Raw genomic sequence first — 15176 nt, forward strand, 5'->3', positions numbered from 1 at the left:
ACCGTCAATCGGGACTGCCTGGTCACAACGGGGCAATCGCACGTCATGAGAAGGTCGTCCCGTGTCCTCGCTCTCCGAAACCGCTCCCGCATTCGTCGCGCTTGCCCACCGCATCGTCTGGGCCACCACCGCCACCGTCGACACGCAGGGCAGGCCGTGGACCCGGATCCTGCACCCCATCTGGGAGTGGGACGGCGAGCGTCTGGTCGGCTGGGTCGGCACCGGGCCGTCGCCGACGAAGCAGGCGCACCTGGACGCCCACCCGTACGTCTCGCTGACCTACTGGGACCCCTCGCAGGACACCGCCACCGCCCAGTGCAGGGCGAGCCTGCACACCGACGAGGAGACGCGGACCGAGCTGTGGGAGCGCTTCCGCTCGGCCCCGGAGCCGGTCGGCTACGACCCGGCGATCATCTCCGGCTGGGACGGGCCGCTCTCCCCCGGATTCGCCGCGCTGCGGCTGGAGCCGTGGCGACTGCAGGTGCAGCCCGCGGCGGTGCTGTTGGCGGGCGAGAACGACCGGATCATGGTCTGGCGCGAGGCGGCCTGAGCCGGCCGCCTTACCTCCCAGGTCATCGACCGGGCACTCCGCTCCCGCCCAGGCTGGTACCCGACGGCCGGACAGCCCGGCCGCCGGACCGGGGAGGAACCATGACGACCTACGCCGTCGCGCACATGCGCGAGGTCACCATCGGGCCGGCGATCGTTGAGTACCTGGAGCGGATCGACGCGACGCTCGAGCCGTTCGGCGGCCGGTTCATCGTGCACGGCGCCGAGACGACCGTGGTCGAGGGCGAGTTCCCCGGACATCTCATCGTGGTCGCCTTCCCCACGCGGCAGCAGGCGCAGGACTGGTACGACTCACCCGCCTACCGGGCGATCCTCCCGCTGCGCACGGAGAACTCGATCGCGGACGTACTGCTGGTGGACGGGGTGGGACCGGACCACCGGGCCACCGACGTGCTTCGTGCGAGCGCTCCGCCGGCAGCCGCGCAGCCGTAGCGGCGCAGCAGCGGCGGCGGAGCGGCTCGGGGTCAGGTGGCGTCGTCGACCCGGCGGGCGGAGTCGGAGTTGTTCTGCGGCACCTCGATCGGGCCGGGCGGGTCGAGGGTGCTCGGCTCGTCGATCGAGCTCGGGCTGACGTCGATCTTGCTCGGCGTGGTGTCGATGGGGCTCGGGGCGTCGGGGTCCCACTCGTCCCAGCCCTCGGCGGCGCGGCGCGCGGCACGACGACGGTCGTTGATCCTCGTGATCTGGATGGCGATCTCGAACAGCGCCACGAGGGCCAGCGCAAGCGCCAGCATCGAGATCGGGTCCTGACCGGGCGTGGCGATCGCGGCGAAGACGAACAAGGCGAAGATCAGCCCCCGCCGCCACGCCTTGAGCTTCTCGTAGGAGATGACGCCCGCGAGGTTCAGCATCACCACGAGCAGGGGGATCTCGAAGCTGACCCCGAAGATCAGCAGCAGCGCGATGATGAACGAGAAGTAGTACTCACCGGTCAGCGCCGTGGTCTGCACCTCGTCGCCGATGCTGAGCAGGAAGCTCAGGCCCTGGGTGACCACCAGGAAGGCCAGCACCGCCCCGAAGACGAACAGCACTGCGGCCACGGAGACGAAGGTGAGCGCGTAGCGCCGCTCCTTCGCGTAGAGACCGGGGGTGATGAACCCCCAGATCTGGTACAGCCACACCGGGCAGGCCAGCACGATGCCGGCCGTCATGGCGACCTTCAACCGGAGGTTGAACTGGTCGAACGGGCCCGTCGCGAGCAGTGTGCAGGCGTTGGGATCGGCGCTGAACTGACCCCGCGACGAGGCGGGGATGGCACAGTAGGGCTCCTTGAGCAGGTCGCCCAGGCTGGGCAGCCCGAAGAAGTTCGTGCCGTACCAGATGTAACCGATGATCGTGGTGACCGCGATCGCGATCAGCGCGATCGCGAGCCGGTTGCGCAGCTCATAGAGATGCTCGATGAGCGTCATCGTGCCGTCGGGGTTCTTCGGCCGACGGCTGCCGAACTTCACGGAGAACTTGGCCACCGGGCTGGGCTACTGCCCGGTGTTGCTGGCACCCGGCTGCGTGGTGCGGGTGCCCTCCGGCCGGGGCTCCTGGACCTGTGCGGGCTGCGCTGCGGGAAGGGCCGCAGGAGGCGCAGGCGGCGCAGGCTGGGCGGCGGCCGGCTTGTCGGTGGTGCCGGCAGCGTCCTCGCGCGTCTCGTCGCCCTTCATACCTTTCATTTCGCCCTTGAAGACACGGGCGGACTGTCCGATGGAACGCGCCATGTCCGGGAGCCGCTTGGCACCGAACAAGAGCACCAAGATCCCGATGAGGATCACGAATTCCCAGCCGCCGAGGCTCGGCATGATTCTCGTCCTTCCGCCGTGAGCACGTGCCGCGGAGTCTACGCCGCCCGGAACGCCCGATACGGGTACGGGCCGGGCACGTCCGATTGGTCGTTGCTCATTCGTAAGGGCGTCGCCGGGAGTTCACCAGCTGCTGCAACAGCGCGATGCGCCCACGCGTGTCGACCTGCAGCTCAGCACTCGCCCGACGGAAACGGCGCACGGGCGGCACGGCCAGCAGCAGCACGAGCGCCAGCAGCACGAGCCCGGCACCCGCGGTGACCACCGCGGGCAAGAACTCACCCATCGTTTCGCTCTCCGCCCTCGTCGCCGTCCTGCTCGCCGGTCTGATCGGCACCGCCTGCCTCCGCGGCGGTCAGTGCCTCGCGCGCCCGCCGGCCGACTGTCTCCACCAGCTCCGGTGGCTCCAGCAGCCGCGCCCCGCCCCCGAGCCCCAGCACCAGCCGGACCAGCCATGCCGGGTCGGCGTAGCGCAGCAGCACCCTCGCCCGGTTCCCGTCGAGCTCCACGACCTCGTCGACGGGGTAGTACTCCGCCACCCACCGGGCCTCGGGCTCCAGCAGCAGCACGGCGGACCGGTGGTCCTCGCTGGGACGGAACAGACCGTGGGACACGTCGGAGGGCTCCGCGTCCGGCGGCGGGGCAGCCGGCTCGTCGAGCACCTCGACCTCCTCCACCCGGTCCAGCCGGAACATCCGCACCGCCTCTGCCCGGCGGCACCAGGCCTCCAGGTATGCGCGCCCCTCCACGATCAGCAGCCGCATCGGGTCGATCGTGCGCTGCGAGACGGCGTCGCGTCCCGCCGTGTAGTAGACGATGCGCAGTGCCCGTCCCGCGTCCAGCGCGTCCCGGACGGTGGTGGTGGCCGCGGCCTCCTCGTGTGGCAGGTCGACCGCCACGCCCACGCTGCCGGCGTCGCCGACCGCCCGCTCGATCTTCGCGGTGGCCCGTTGCACCGCCGCCGTGTCGACCATGCCGGGCACCTCGGCGAGCGTGCGCAGGGCCACCAGGAGCGCGGTGGCCTCCGCCGTGGTGAGCCGCAGCGGCCGGCGCATCCCGGCGTCGTGGGTGACGGTGACGGTGTCGCCGGAGAACGACAGGTCCACCAGGTCGCCCGGTCCGTACCCGGGCAGGCCACACATCCACAGCAGCTCGAGGTCGCGGCGCAGCTGCCGCTCGGTGACGCCGAAGTCGGCCGCGGCCTCGGCGACCGGGATGCCCGGCCGCGCGAGCAGGTAGGGCACCAGCGACAGCAGCCGCGGCAGCCGCTCGGTGACCCCGCCGCTGCTCACCGCCACGTCCCGGCACGGTCGGGACGGCGCAGGCGCCCGACGGGCCCGCTGACGTCGGTGACGAGGGCGGGGCCGTCGCCGGTGGCGTCGCCGGCGTCGTCGGGGACATGCGCCGCCGCCGATGCCGCCCAGTTGCTCCGGACCGCCTGCGCGAGGCTCTCCGGGCCGAGCACGGCGACGTCGGGACCGTGACCGGCGAGCCAGCGGGCGACGGTCTCGACACTGCGCAGGTCGAGCTCCATCTCGTCGCCGGGTCGTCCGCCCTGCGTGCGGGGGCCGATCATCCGTGCGAGCCTGCGCAGGCCCTGCGCCCTGCCCTCAGCGACCCACACCCTGGCGGTGCCGCTGACCGGGGGCGGGTCGACGTTGTGGCGCACCATCGCCATGAGGTCGATATCGGCAGGCACCGTGACGGCACCCGCGGGACCGACCGGGGTGACGGAGTCGCTGATGCGCGACACCCGGAACGAACGGGGCGCGTTGCGGTCGCGGTCGTGCCCGACGAGGTACCAACGCCCGCGCCACGACACGACGCCCCACGGTTCGACGATCCGCCGTTGGAGCGCTCCGCCGGGACCACCACGGCGGTGCTCGAACATGACGACGCGCCCGGAGCGCACCGCGGCGAGCAGGGGCGCGAACGCCGGCTCGGTGGTGCGCACGCGCGGCTGCACGCGGCCCTGTTCCTCGTCGACCTCGACGCCGGCAGCGCGCAGCTTGACCAGCGCACTGTGTGCGGGTGCCGCCAGGTCGGGGGAATCCCACAGCCGCGCGGCGAGTGCGACGGCGGCGGCCTCGTCGGGCTCCAGGTCGATCTCGCCGAGCTCGTAGTCCTGGCGGGCGATCCGGTAGCCGTCGACCGTGTCGAAGCTCGACATGCGCCCTGTCTCGAGCGGCACACCGAGCTCCCGCAGCTCGTTCTTGTCCCTCTCGAACATCCGGAAGAACGCCTCGTCGCCCCGGGCGTCGGCATAGCCCGGCACGATCTGGCGGATCCGCTCGGCAGGAAGGAACTGCCGGGTGGACAGCAGGCAGAGCACCAGGTTCACCAGACGCTCGGCCCGTGCAGAGGACACGACCGGCATCGTACGACCGGCACCGCCCGCATCGTGGGCGACCGGCGCAACCTGGTCGAGTGTCTCAGCTTGCGACACCCGAACCCTTGACCCGATCACCCCCCGAGCCGAGGCTCTGCGAGGTATCCGCCGGACCGGGGAGAGGCACCGTGGAGCACACAGACACCAATGCAGGCCGGCCCGGCGACACGGACCGTGTCGAGACGTTCAACCCGTGGACCGTGGTCAACCTCGTGTTCCATCACCTCGCCGACCAGGGCTTGCACCCGGTGCTGGGCGAGGCCGGGGACCCCGCGGTGCCGGCCACGGCGCTGTTGCGCGCGTTCGGCATCGAGCCGGGACGCAACGACGAGAGCGTGACCTCGCCGCTGGTGCAGGACGAGCTGGCCGCGCTGCGCGCCCGGATGCTGGGCGAGCGCTGACGCTCTGACACAGGCGCGGATACGAGTGCTGCGGCACCCGTATCCGCGCGACCCCTACAGCGAGGCGATCAGCCGGTCGACGCGCTCGTCGACCGCGCGGAACGGGTCCTTGCACAGCACGGTGCGCTGCGCCTGGTCGTTGAGCTTGAGGTGCACCCAGTCGACCGTGAAGTCCCGCCCCGCGGCCTGGGCGGCGGCGATGAAGTCGCCGCGCAGCTTGGCTCGCGTGGTCTGAGGCGGGGTGTCCTTGGCCGCCTCGATCTCCCCGTCGTCGGTGACCCGGTCGACCATGCCCTTGCGCTGCAGCAGGTCGAACAGCCCGCGGCCACGCCGGATGTCGTGGTAGGCCAGGTCGAGCTGCGCGATACGCGGGCTCGCCAGGTCCAGGTCGTTGCGACGGCGGTACCGCTCGACCAGCCGGTGCTTGATGGCCCAGTCGATCTCGCGGTCGATCAGCGACAGGTCCTGCGACTCGACGGCGTCGAGGGTGCGCCCCCACAGCTCGAGCACCCGCTCCATCGTCGGGTCCTCGGTGCCACGGGTGGCGACGTGCTCGACGGCGCGGCTGTAGTACTCGCGCTGGATGTCCAGCGCGCTCGCCTCCCGCCCGCCGGCGAGCCGGACCGTGCGCTTGCCGGTCAGGTCATGGCTGATCTCGCGGATCGCCCGGATCGGGTTGTCGAGGGTGAAGTCCCGGAACTGGACGCCTGCCTCGATCATCTCGAGCACGAGGGTGGCCGAGCCGACCTTGAGCAGCGTGGTGACCTCGGACATGTTCGAGTCGCCGACGATCACGTGCAGCCTGCGGTAACGCTCAGCGTCGGCGTGCGGCTCGTCGCGGGTGTTGATGATCGGGCGCGAGCGGGTGGTGGCCGAGGAGACCCCCTCCCAGATGTGCTCGGCGCGCTGCGACAGGCAGTACACGGCACCCCGGGGCGTCTGGAGCACCTTGCCCGCGCCGCAGATCAGCTGGCGGGTGACCAGAAAGGGCAGCAGCACGTCCGCGATCCGCGAGAATTCCCCGGCGCGTGCGACCAGGTAGTTCTCGTGGCAGCCATAGGAGTTGCCCGCAGAGTCGGTGTTGTTCTTGAACAGGTAGATGTCGCCGCCGATGCCTTCGTCGACGAGCCTGCGCTCGGCGTCGACCAACAGGTCTTCGAGGATGCGCTCACCCGCCTTGTCGTGTGCGACGAGTTGGGCGAGGGAGTCGCACTCCGCCGTGGCGTACTCGGGGTGACTACCGACGTCGAGGTAGAGCCGGGCACCATTGCGTAGGAAGACGTTCGACGAACGCCCCCACGACACGACCCGGCGGAACAGGTAACGCGCAACCTCATCAGGTGAGAGTCGCCGCTGTCCGTGGAAGGTGCATGTGACCCCGAATTCGGTCTCCACACCGTAGATCCGCCGCTGCATCCCGTCAGCGTAGGCGCAGTACGCCCCTTGATGTCATGGCTGTGACCGACCGGTTCGGGCGCGTCGTCCGAGTAGTTCTACTGAAGCCGGTCGCCGATTACGCCGTTAGCGTTGCCCGCGGTCGGTCCGCCGGACGCTGGGGGGTGTCCGGCGGGCCATCTGATTACGGTGGGTCCTCATCGCGGGCTCAACAGGTCCTCCTCCGGGTGCAGAAATACGTGCGTACTGTCAGCCCGTGATTTCGTGGTTGCAGCGGGCCGCCGACGAGGTGAACGACGCCGACCGAGCCGTCTCACGGGCGATCTCCTCCATGCCTCCGTCAGCGCTCGACAACACCATGAAGGCGGTGTCGACGGCCGCCAACCACAGCCTGCTCTGGTTCGGGATCGCCGCGCTGCTGGCGGCGCGGCGGGGAGCGAGCCGCAAGGGCGCGTTCCGGGGGGTTCTCGCGATCGCGGGCGCCAGCGCCACCGCCAACGCGCTGCTCAAGCCTGCGCTTCCGCGCCGGCGCCCGGCTGCCGCCGAGCTGCCCGCCTACCAGATCATCGACAACCCGCCGACCTCGTCCTCGTTCCCGTCCGGGCACGCGGCATCGGCCGCGGCGTTCGCCACGGCGGTGGCGTTGGAGAGCCCGCGCCTCGGTCTCGCCGTGGCCCCGCTCGCGGCCTCGGTGGCCTACTCGCGCGTGCACGTCGGCGTGCACTGGGCGTCGGACGTGCTCGCCGGGGCGGCCCTCGGCAGCGGGATCGCGCTCGCCACCCGCCGCTGGTGGCCGGTCCGGCGCACCGACGAGGCCAGGGCCCGCCCGCTCGACGCGGTGCCCGAGCTCCCCCGGGGGGAGGGCCTCGTGATCGTGTCCAACCAGCGCTCGGGCATCCCCGACTACGACCCCGCCACCGAGCTGGAGACGGCGCTACCGGCGGCAGTCGTACTGCGCGCCGAACCGGACCGCGACCTCGACGAACAGCTCGACACCGCGGTCGCCGAGCGGGGCGACTGGGTGCGCGCGATCGGCGTGGCAGGCGGGGACGGCACGGCAGCGGCCGCCGCGGCGGTGGCCGGGCGGCGCCGCCTGCCGCTGGTGGTGGTGCCCACGGGCACCCTCAACCACTTCGCCCGTGACGTCGGCATCTACGACATGCAGGAGGCCGTGGACGCCACCGGGGCAGGCGAGGCCGTCGCCGTCGACCTCGGCCTGATCGACGTGCACCCCGGCCACGGGAGCGACCCCGAGACGGAACAGGTCGTGCGCGTCCGCTGCTTCCTCAACACCGCGAGCCTCGGCTCCTACCCCGACCTCGTGCGGCTGCGCGAGAAGTGGCAGTCCCGGTGGGGCAAGTGGCCGGCCTTCGCCGCGGCGCTCGTGATGGTGCTGCACCGCGCCGAACCCGTCGAGATCAAGATCGACGGCCGCTGGACGTCGGTCTGGTTCCTCTTCGTCGGCAACGGGCCCTACTACCCGCGCGGCGCGGTGCCGGCGTGGCGGCCCTCGCTCGACACCGGCCTGCTCGACGTGCGCTGGCTGCGTGCCGACGTCCGGTTCTCCCGGCTGCGCGCCGTCGCCGCGCTGCTGCTCGGCGCACTGGGGCACAGCCGCGTCTACCACCAGCGCGAGGTTCCGGAACTCGATGTCGAGCTCGCCGTGCCGGGCATGCTCGCCACCGACGGCGAGGTCGTCGAAGAGGCAGGGCGCTTCACGTTCCGCGTCGCGAAGGACGCGATCCCGGTCTACCGGCGCCACGAGGACAGGTGGACCGGGCGCGAACGCCCCTTCATCGGCTGAGCGGCCCTGAGCGGCTCCGTACGGCCGAGGCCACCTCCGAGTGCCCGGACGGCGCGAACGGCACGCACGTTGCGAATCAGGGCACCGGACGGGCGCCGCTAGTTACCGCCGCTGCCGTAGGGCCGCGTGATGACCTCGAGGTTGTGACCCTCGGGCGAGGAGAAGTACAGGCCGCGCCCGCCGTCGTGGGTGTTGTGCCCCGGCTGGTTGTGCCCCGGGTCGCCGTAGGTCGCCACCCTGCGCTCGCGCAGCCGGCCCGCGACCGCGTCGAACTCCTCCTCGCTGATGAGGAACGCGTAGTGCTGCGAGGGAACCTCATCGGTGTCGATGAAGTCGAGGCTCACGCCGTTGCTCAGCTCCACGACGGCGAACGGCCCGAACGTTCCGGGTTCGGGAAGGCCGAGGACCTCGGCCACGAACCGGGATTCCGCGTGCTTGTCCCGGGCCGCGACGATGGTGTGGTTCAGCTCGATGCTCATGACCCAAGAGTGCGACCTGAACCCAGGTTCAGGTCAAGCGTTACGAGCTGGCCCCTGCGGGACGGCTACGAGCCGTTGGTGGTGCCGTTCGAGCCGTTGCCGCCGCTCTGCTCGCCGTCGACGGCCCCGCTCCCCGCCGGCAGGTCGTCGCCTCCGGCCACGGTGGGGGCGGCCGGGGCGTCGACGGCGCGGTTCGCCTCGGGCAGCAGGTTCCGCAGGACCTGCCCGGTGATCCGCCGGAACGTGCGCCTCGGGCGCGTGCGGTCGAGAACCGCCACCTCGAGCGCGCTCGCACCGAGCACGCGGGCGGCCTGTGCCCCGCCGTTGCCGCCCGACGGCCCGGAGCCTGCCGCCCCTGCGACCTGCAGGGCCTCCACGGCGACGCCGATCGCCTGTCCCAGCTCCATCCCGGCCCGGTAGGTGTCCCTGAGCTTGGCGCTGATCGGGTCGGTGGTGCCGCCCATGACCACGAACTGCGGCTCGTCGGTGATCGAGCCGTCGTAGGTGATGCGGTAGAGCTGGTCACCGTCCGGCGTCTCGCCGACCGCGGCGAGGCAGAGCTCCACCTCGTACGGCTTCTGCTGCTCGACGAAGGAGGTGCCGAGCACCTGGGCGTAGAAGTTGGCGAGCATCCGGCCCGTGACGTCACGGCGGTCGTAGGAGTAGCCGCGCACGTCGGCCATGCGGATGCCGGCGTTGCGCAGCGTCTCGAACTCGTTGTAGCGCCCGACGGCGGCGAACCCGATGCGGTCGTAGATCTCGGAGACCTTGCGCAGGGCGCTGGGCCGATTCTCGCTGGAACGGTTCTCGGCGACGAACAGCACGCCGCCGGTGTAGGTGAGCACGACGACGCTGCGGCCACGGGCGATGCCCTTGCGCGCCAGCTCCGAGCGGTCGCGCAGCAGCTGGTCGACGGAGGAGTAGAACGGCATCGTCACGGGGCGGACTCCAGAGGCGTCGCAGGGATGGAGAGCACGGCAGGGTTGTCCGGCGAACTATCCGCCGGGTTTATCGGTACGACCGGCGATGACAGCGCGGACGACCGCCTCCATCTCCTCGTCGGAGCGGCGCACCGCTCCCTCCTCCCCGGTGATGCTGACGACCACCGGGTAGATCTTGCGGACCAGGTCCGGGCCGCCGGTGGCGGTGTCGTCGTCGGCGGCGTCGTAGAGCGCCTCGACGGCCGTGCGCACGGCCGCAGCCAGATCGGCCTGGGGGTCGTAGAGCTTCTTCAGCGACGACTTCGCGAACACCGACCCGGAGCCCACGGAGTGGTAGCCGAGCAGCTCGTCGTAGCGGCCACCCGTGGCGTCGTAGGTGACGATGCGGCCCGCCTTCGACGGATCGGCGGAGTCCATGTCGTAGCCGACGAACAACGGCACGACCACGAAGCCCTGCAGCGCAGCGCCGAGATTCTGCTGGATCATGCTGGCCAGCTTGTTGGCCTTGCCGTCCAGCGAGAGCGACACGCCCTCGATCTTGTCGTAGTGCTCGAGCTCGACCGTGAACAGCCGCACCATCTGCAGCGCGATGCCCGCCGAGCCCGCGATCCCGATCGCCGAGTGCGAGTCGGTGATGAACACCTTCTCGATGTCGCGCTGGGCGATGACGTTGCCGGCCGTGGCCCGGCGGTCACCGGCGATGATCACCCCGTCGGCGAATGTGAGCGCGACGATGGTGGTGCCGTGCGGCACCTGGAGGCCGCCCACGCCCGCGGCGCCCGGCGTGACCCCCTCGGGAAGCCGGCCCGGAAGCAGATGCGGCGCGTTGGCCGTAACGAAGTCGGTGAATGACGACGGGCCGGGCGCGAGATACGCGCCCGGGCCCGGTGGGGCGACCGGCAGCCGGGGCTCCATGGTCTGGTGAGTGCCTCTCGTCGTGCGGTGCAGGGCTGGTGCGGTGACGCAGGGAGCGGCTACTCGCCGCCCTTCTGGACGTACGCCCGGACGAAGTCCTCGGCGTTCTCCTCCAGGACGTCGTCGATCTCGTCGAGGATCGTGTCGACGTCCTCGCCGAGCTTCTCACGGCGCTCCTGACCGGCTGCCGCGGCGTCGGCGCCGTCCTCGTCGTCGCCGCCACCACCACCCTGACGCTTGGTCTGCTCCTGGGACATGGCCGTCTCCTCTTCGCCTGCCCGGTGCCGTCGAACTGCACGGCGTACCGGGGTCCGGTATTTGAACTTTACCCAGCCGATCGGCGACACGCCCGCGATCGAAGCCATGCCGATGGGCGAGTCGCGGTTCAGCCGCGGGTCAGCGCCTCGACCAGCTCCTCGGCGGTACGGGAGTTGTCGATGAGCTCACCCACGTGGCGGCGCGTGCCGCGCAGCGGCTCGAGGGTGGGTATCCGCACCAGGGACTCGCGCCCCAGGTCGAAGATGACCGAATCCCACGACGCCGCCGCCACCTCGGACGGGTAACGCTCGAGACAGCGGCCACGGAAGTACGCGCGGGTGTCCTCCGGCGGCCGGCGCATGGCGGCGACCACCTGCTCCTCGGTGACCAGCCGCTTCATCGACCCGCGCGCCACCAGCCGGTTGTAGAGGCCCTTGGCCATCCGCACGTCGGTGTACTGCAGGTCGACCAGCTGCAGCCGCCCGGAGTTCCAGGCCAGCCCGTCGCGCTCGCGGTAGCCCTCGAGCAGCCGCAGCTTGGCGGGCCAGTCGAGGCGGTCGGCGCACTCCATGGGGTCGCGCGAGAGCGCGTCCAGCACCTCGCCCCACAGCTGCAGGACCTCGGCCGTGGCGTCGTCGACGTCGGCGCCCATCGTGTTCTCGACGTGCTTCTGCGCCTTCTCGAAGTAGGCGCGCTGCACGTCGACGCCGGTCATCTTGCGGCCGTCGGCCAGGTCGACCAGCGTCTTGAGCGAGGGGTCGTGGCTGATGCGGTGCACGGAGCGTACGGGCTCGGCGAGGCGCAGCTCGTCGAACCGCACGCCGTTCTCGATCATGTCGAGGACGAGGGCGGCGGTGCCGACCTTGAGCAGCGTGGAGTACTCGCTCATGTTCGCGTCGCCGATGATGACGTGCAGGCGGCGGTACTTGTCGGCGTCGGCGTGCGGCTCGTCGCGGGTGTTGATGATGCCGCGCTTGAGGGTGGTCTCCAGCCCGACCTCGACCTCGATGTAGTCGCTGCGCTGCGCGAGCTGGTAGCCGGCCTCGTCGCCCGATGCGCCGATGCCGACCCGTCCGGCCCCGCAGATGACCTGACGCGTCACGAAGAACGGCGTCAGCCCGGCCACGATCGCGGGGAACGTGGTGGTGCGGGCCATCAGGTAGTTCTCGTGGGAGCCGTAGCTGGCCCCCTTGTTGTCGACGTTGTTCTTGTAGAGCTGGATCCGCGGAGCGCCCGGCACGGTGGCCGCCCGCATCGCGGCCTCCTCCATCACCCGCTCCCCCGCCTTGTCCCAGATGACGACGTCGCGAGGCGTCGTGACCTCGGGGGTGGAGAACTCCGGGTGGGCGTGGTCGACGTAAAGCCGGGCGCCGTTGGTGAGGATCACGTTGGCGGCGCCGAGGTCGTCGAGCTCGGACTCCGCCGGGTTGTGCACGGTGGGTGCCGACAGGTCGAACCCGCGCGCATCGCGCAATGGGGACTCCACCTCGTAGTCCCACCGGGCACGGCGCGAACGTGGGATGTCCGCTGCCGCTGCGTAGGCCAGCACCACCTGTGTGGACGTGATCACCGGGTTGGCGGTGGGGTCGCCCGGCACCGAGATGCCGTACTCGATCTCGGTGCCCATGATCCGGCGGGCGGTCATGGGCGGCCCTCGACGTGCGCTGTCATGGGTCGAGCCTAACCGCGGCCGGAGGATGATGAGCGCATGCAGGCAGGGACCCCCGCAGAGGACGAGCCGGTCGCGGTCTACGACCCGGGTGGAGCAGTGGTCGGAGTGGCCCCGCGCGGCGTGGTCTACCGGGACGGACTGTGGCACGGCACCACCGGCGTGCTCGTGCGCAGCAGCGACGGCGAGCGGGTGTACCTGCACCGACGCTCACCGGACAAGCTGATCTTCCCGAGCATGTACGACTGCTGGGCGGGCGGGGTGATCGGGCCGGACGAGTCGCCCGACGACGCCGCCGCCCGCGAGCTGGCGGAGGAACTCGGTGTCACCGGCGTGTCGCTGAAACGTAGCTACGGGCCCTTCGCCTACGACGACGGCACGCTGCGCTGCCACATGTTCACCTACGAGGTGCGCTGGGACGGCCCGCTGCACCACCAGCCAGAGGAGGTCGTGTGGGGAGACTGGGTGACGCTCACCGAGCTGCGCGCACGGCTCGCCGACGGCCGGCGCTGGCCCTTCGTCCCGGACGGCCGCGTGGGCATCGAACGCTGGCTGGCCGCCCGGGACGCCGGGATCACAGGTTGATCATGTGCCCGGTGAGGCCGTGGAACGCCTCCTGCAGCGCCTCGCTCAGCGTGGGGTGCGCGTGCACGTTGCGGGCGAGCTCGTGGGCGGTCAGGTCCCACTTCTGCGCCAGCGTCAGCTCGGGCAGCAGCTCCGTCACCTCGGGGCCGATGAGGTGCCCGCCGAGCAGCTCGCCGTAGGTCTCGTCGGCGACGAGCTTGACGAACCCGCCGGGCTCCCCGAGCCCCTGCGCCTTGCCGTTCGCCGTGAACGGGAACTGGACGACCTTGACCTTCCAGCCCTTCTCGTCCGCCAGCGCCCGCGCCTGCTCCTCCGTGTAGCCGAAGCTCGCCACCTGCGGGTTGCAGAACGTCGCCCGGGGCATCATCACGTACTCGAGCTCCTGGGTCTCCGCGCCGGCGATGGTCTCCGCGGCCACCACCCCCTGCGCCTCGCCCACGTGGGCGAGCATGAGCTTGGCCGTGACGTCACCGATCGCGTAGATGTGCGGCACGTTGGTGCGCATGTGCTCGTCGATCGCGATGGCACCGCGCTCGGTGAGCTCCACGCCGGTGTTCTCCAGGCCGTAGCCCGTGGTCCGCGGCGCGAAACCGATGGCCTGCATGACCTTGTCGGCGGTGAGCTGCTTGGTCTCGCCGTTCTGCGAGACGGTGACCGTGACCTGGTCGCCGGAGTCGTCGATCGACTCCACCCGCGTCGAGGTCAGGACGTCGACGCCGTACTTGCGGAAGCGCTTGGCCAGCTCCTTGGACACGTCGGGGTCCTCCAGCGGGAGCATCCGGTCCAGGAACTCGACGATCGTGACCTGCACGCCGTAGTTGCTCATCACGTACGCGAACTCGACGCCGATCGCGCCCGCCCCGGCGATGATGATGCTGCGGGGCAGCTCGCGGCTGAGGATCTGCTCCTCGTAGGTCACCACACGCTCCGACAGCGACGTGCCCGGGAGCAGCTTGGTGGTCGCACCGGTGGCGATGATCACGTCGTCGAAGGTGACCGTCTCCGTGCCGCCGTCGGACAGAGCGACCTCGATGGTGGAGGCGTCGACGAACTTTCCCCACCCGTCGAACTCTGTGATCTTGTTCTTCTTCATCAGGTAGTGGACGCCCTTGACCCGGCCGTCGGCCACCTTGCGGCTGCGGTCGAACGCGGGACCGTAGTCGACGGACACGTCCCCGGAGATGCCGAAGGTCTTGGCCTCCTGAGTCACCAGGTGGGCGAGCTCCGCGTTGCGCAGCAGCGCCTTGGAGGGGATGCAGCCGACGTTCAGACACACCCCGCCCCAGTACTTGTCCTCCACCACAGCGACGCTGCGGCCCAGCTGGGCCGCCCGGATCGCTGCGACGTACCCACCGGGACCCGCTCCGAGAACCACGACATCGACATGTGAAGCCATACAACGACTCTAAGACCCACAGCGGACGCGCAGTCGCGGCGTACGCGCTACTCCGGGTCGTCGTACTTGTCCTCCGAAGCCGGCCAGACCGGCGCGTCGGCCAGGTTCGCCACGAGCGTGTCGCTGATGTCGCGCAACGCCCGCATCTGCTCCGGGCTGAGCGCGTCGAACATCGCTTCGCGCACCGCCTCCACATGACCGGGGGCCACGGCCTTCAGGCGGGCGAGCCCCTCGTCCGTGAGCTCCGCCAGCGCTCCTCGGCGGTCGTCCGCGCACGGGCGACGACGCACCCAGCCCGACTCTTCCAGCCGGGCGACGGCATGTGAGAGCCTGCTGCGCGAGGACATCGCCGAGGTCGCGAGCTGGCTCATCCGCATCGAACGGCCCGGCGCCTCGGAAAGGCGCACCAGGATCTCGTAGTAGGCGTGCGGCAGTCCCGCATCCTGCTGAAGCTGTCGCTCGATCCGGTCGAACAGCAGTCGACAGGAGGTGAGGTAGCTGCGCCAGGTGCGCTGCTCCTCATCGTTGAGCCACCGGGTGTCAGGCACCACACCTCCGGAATAGGTCAGCCGTGATGTTGTTCA

18 protein-coding genes are annotated in these 15176 nt (G+C 70.7%); 5 read left to right on the forward strand and 13 right to left on the reverse strand.

Features of this window, described 5'->3' with window-relative positions; genetic code table 11:
* Positions 1-61 precede the first annotated feature (61 nt).
* Both ACQPZQ_RS24030 and ACQPZQ_RS24035 read left to right on the forward strand, forming a co-directional pair.
* Positions 62-550, forward strand: a complete 489-nt coding sequence (locus ACQPZQ_RS24030; RefSeq protein ID WP_433284219.1) for a pyridoxamine 5'-phosphate oxidase family protein — start codon at positions 62-64, stop codon at positions 548-550.
* Positions 551-651: 101 nt separating this feature from the next.
* Positions 652-1002, forward strand: a complete 351-nt coding sequence (locus tag ACQPZQ_RS24035; RefSeq protein ID WP_433284221.1) for a DUF1330 domain-containing protein — start codon at positions 652-654, stop codon at positions 1000-1002.
* A gap of 32 nt (positions 1003-1034) precedes the next feature.
* On the opposite strand, the gene tatC is transcribed toward ACQPZQ_RS24035, so the two are convergent.
* From tatC to ACQPZQ_RS24060, 5 genes are all read right to left on the reverse strand, one after another.
* Complete coding sequence (tatC, locus tag ACQPZQ_RS24040) at positions 1035-1979, reverse strand: twin-arginine translocase subunit TatC (RefSeq protein WP_433299329.1); 945 nt, start codon at positions 1977-1979, stop codon at positions 1035-1037.
* Positions 1980-2045: 66 nt separating this feature from the next.
* Positions 2046-2360 carry a Sec-independent protein translocase subunit TatA gene (tatA, locus tag ACQPZQ_RS24045; protein WP_433284223.1) on the reverse strand — a complete coding sequence of 105 codons (315 nt, stop codon included), beginning with the start codon at positions 2358-2360 and terminating at the stop codon, positions 2046-2048.
* Between the two features lie 97 nt (positions 2361-2457).
* The gene (locus ACQPZQ_RS24050; RefSeq protein ID WP_433284225.1) at positions 2458-2646 is read right to left on the reverse strand and encodes a hypothetical protein; all 189 of its coding nucleotides are present in this window, start codon (positions 2644-2646) and stop codon (positions 2458-2460) included.
* Positions 2639-3658, reverse strand: a complete 1020-nt coding sequence (locus tag ACQPZQ_RS24055) for a helix-turn-helix transcriptional regulator (protein ID WP_433284227.1) — start codon at positions 3656-3658, stop codon at positions 2639-2641. Before ACQPZQ_RS24055 ends, ACQPZQ_RS24050 begins: the two co-directional genes overlap by 8 nt.
* Positions 3649-4728 carry a helix-turn-helix transcriptional regulator gene (locus ACQPZQ_RS24060; protein ID WP_433284229.1) on the reverse strand — a complete coding sequence of 360 codons (1080 nt, stop codon included), beginning with the start codon at positions 4726-4728 and terminating at the stop codon, positions 3649-3651. Before ACQPZQ_RS24060 ends, ACQPZQ_RS24055 begins: the two co-directional genes overlap by 10 nt.
* Positions 4729-4877: 149 nt before the next feature.
* On the opposite strand from ACQPZQ_RS24060, the gene ACQPZQ_RS24065 reads away from it, so the two are divergent.
* A complete protein-coding gene (locus ACQPZQ_RS24065) occupies positions 4878-5150 on the forward strand; it encodes a hypothetical protein (protein WP_433284231.1) in 273 nt (90 codons plus the stop codon).
* A 54-nt stretch (positions 5151-5204) separates the two neighbouring features.
* Here ACQPZQ_RS24065 and pafA read toward each other — a convergent pair whose 3' ends face one another.
* Positions 5205-6566: a Pup--protein ligase gene (pafA, locus tag ACQPZQ_RS24070; RefSeq protein WP_433284233.1), complete on the reverse strand. Its 1362-nt coding sequence runs from the start codon at positions 6564-6566 to the stop codon at positions 5205-5207.
* A 235-nt stretch (positions 6567-6801) separates the two neighbouring features.
* On the opposite strand from pafA, the gene ACQPZQ_RS24075 reads away from it, so the two are divergent.
* Positions 6802-8349, forward strand: a complete 1548-nt coding sequence (locus ACQPZQ_RS24075) for a bifunctional phosphatase PAP2/diacylglycerol kinase family protein (protein ID WP_433284235.1) — start codon at positions 6802-6804, stop codon at positions 8347-8349.
* Between the two features lie 98 nt (positions 8350-8447).
* On the opposite strand, the gene ACQPZQ_RS24080 is transcribed toward ACQPZQ_RS24075, so the two are convergent.
* The 5 genes from ACQPZQ_RS24080 to dop form a co-directional block, all read right to left on the reverse strand.
* Entirely contained in the window at positions 8448-8828 is a 381-nt protein-coding gene (locus ACQPZQ_RS24080; protein ID WP_433284237.1) for a VOC family protein, read from the reverse strand.
* 65 nt (positions 8829-8893) lie between these two features.
* Positions 8894-9766 carry a proteasome subunit alpha gene (prcA, locus tag ACQPZQ_RS24085; protein ID WP_433284239.1) on the reverse strand — a complete coding sequence of 291 codons (873 nt, stop codon included), beginning with the start codon at positions 9764-9766 and terminating at the stop codon, positions 8894-8896.
* Between the two features lie 57 nt (positions 9767-9823).
* A complete protein-coding gene (gene prcB, locus ACQPZQ_RS24090) occupies positions 9824-10684 on the reverse strand; it encodes a proteasome subunit beta (protein WP_433284240.1) in 861 nt (286 codons plus the stop codon).
* Positions 10685-10743: 59 nt separating this feature from the next.
* The gene (locus ACQPZQ_RS24095; RefSeq protein WP_142101234.1) at positions 10744-10941 is read right to left on the reverse strand and encodes a ubiquitin-like protein Pup; all 198 of its coding nucleotides are present in this window, start codon (positions 10939-10941) and stop codon (positions 10744-10746) included.
* Between the two features lie 128 nt (positions 10942-11069).
* Positions 11070-12587 (reverse strand): depupylase/deamidase Dop, encoded by a 1518-nt coding sequence (dop, locus tag ACQPZQ_RS24100; protein ID WP_241038023.1) that lies wholly within the window; start codon positions 12585-12587, stop codon positions 11070-11072.
* A gap of 63 nt (positions 12588-12650) precedes the next feature.
* Between dop and ACQPZQ_RS24105 the strand changes: the two genes are divergently transcribed.
* A complete protein-coding gene (locus ACQPZQ_RS24105; RefSeq protein ID WP_433284242.1) occupies positions 12651-13196 on the forward strand; it encodes an NUDIX hydrolase in 546 nt (181 codons plus the stop codon).
* On the opposite strand, the gene lpdA is transcribed toward ACQPZQ_RS24105, so the two are convergent.
* Together lpdA and ACQPZQ_RS24115 are read right to left on the reverse strand one after the other, a co-directional pair.
* Positions 13186-14592 carry a dihydrolipoyl dehydrogenase gene (lpdA, locus tag ACQPZQ_RS24110; RefSeq protein ID WP_433284244.1) on the reverse strand — a complete coding sequence of 469 codons (1407 nt, stop codon included), beginning with the start codon at positions 14590-14592 and terminating at the stop codon, positions 13186-13188. The genes ACQPZQ_RS24105 and lpdA overlap by 11 nt on opposite strands.
* Positions 14593-14639: 47 nt before the next feature.
* Positions 14640-15140, reverse strand: a complete 501-nt coding sequence (locus ACQPZQ_RS24115; RefSeq protein ID WP_241038027.1) for a MarR family winged helix-turn-helix transcriptional regulator — start codon at positions 15138-15140, stop codon at positions 14640-14642.
* Between the last annotated feature and the right edge of the window lie 36 nt (positions 15141-15176).

Source organism: Pseudonocardia sp. CA-142604 (genome assembly GCF_050948475.1).
GTDB lineage: Bacteria > Actinomycetota > Actinomycetes > Mycobacteriales > Pseudonocardiaceae > Pseudonocardia > Pseudonocardia alaniniphila.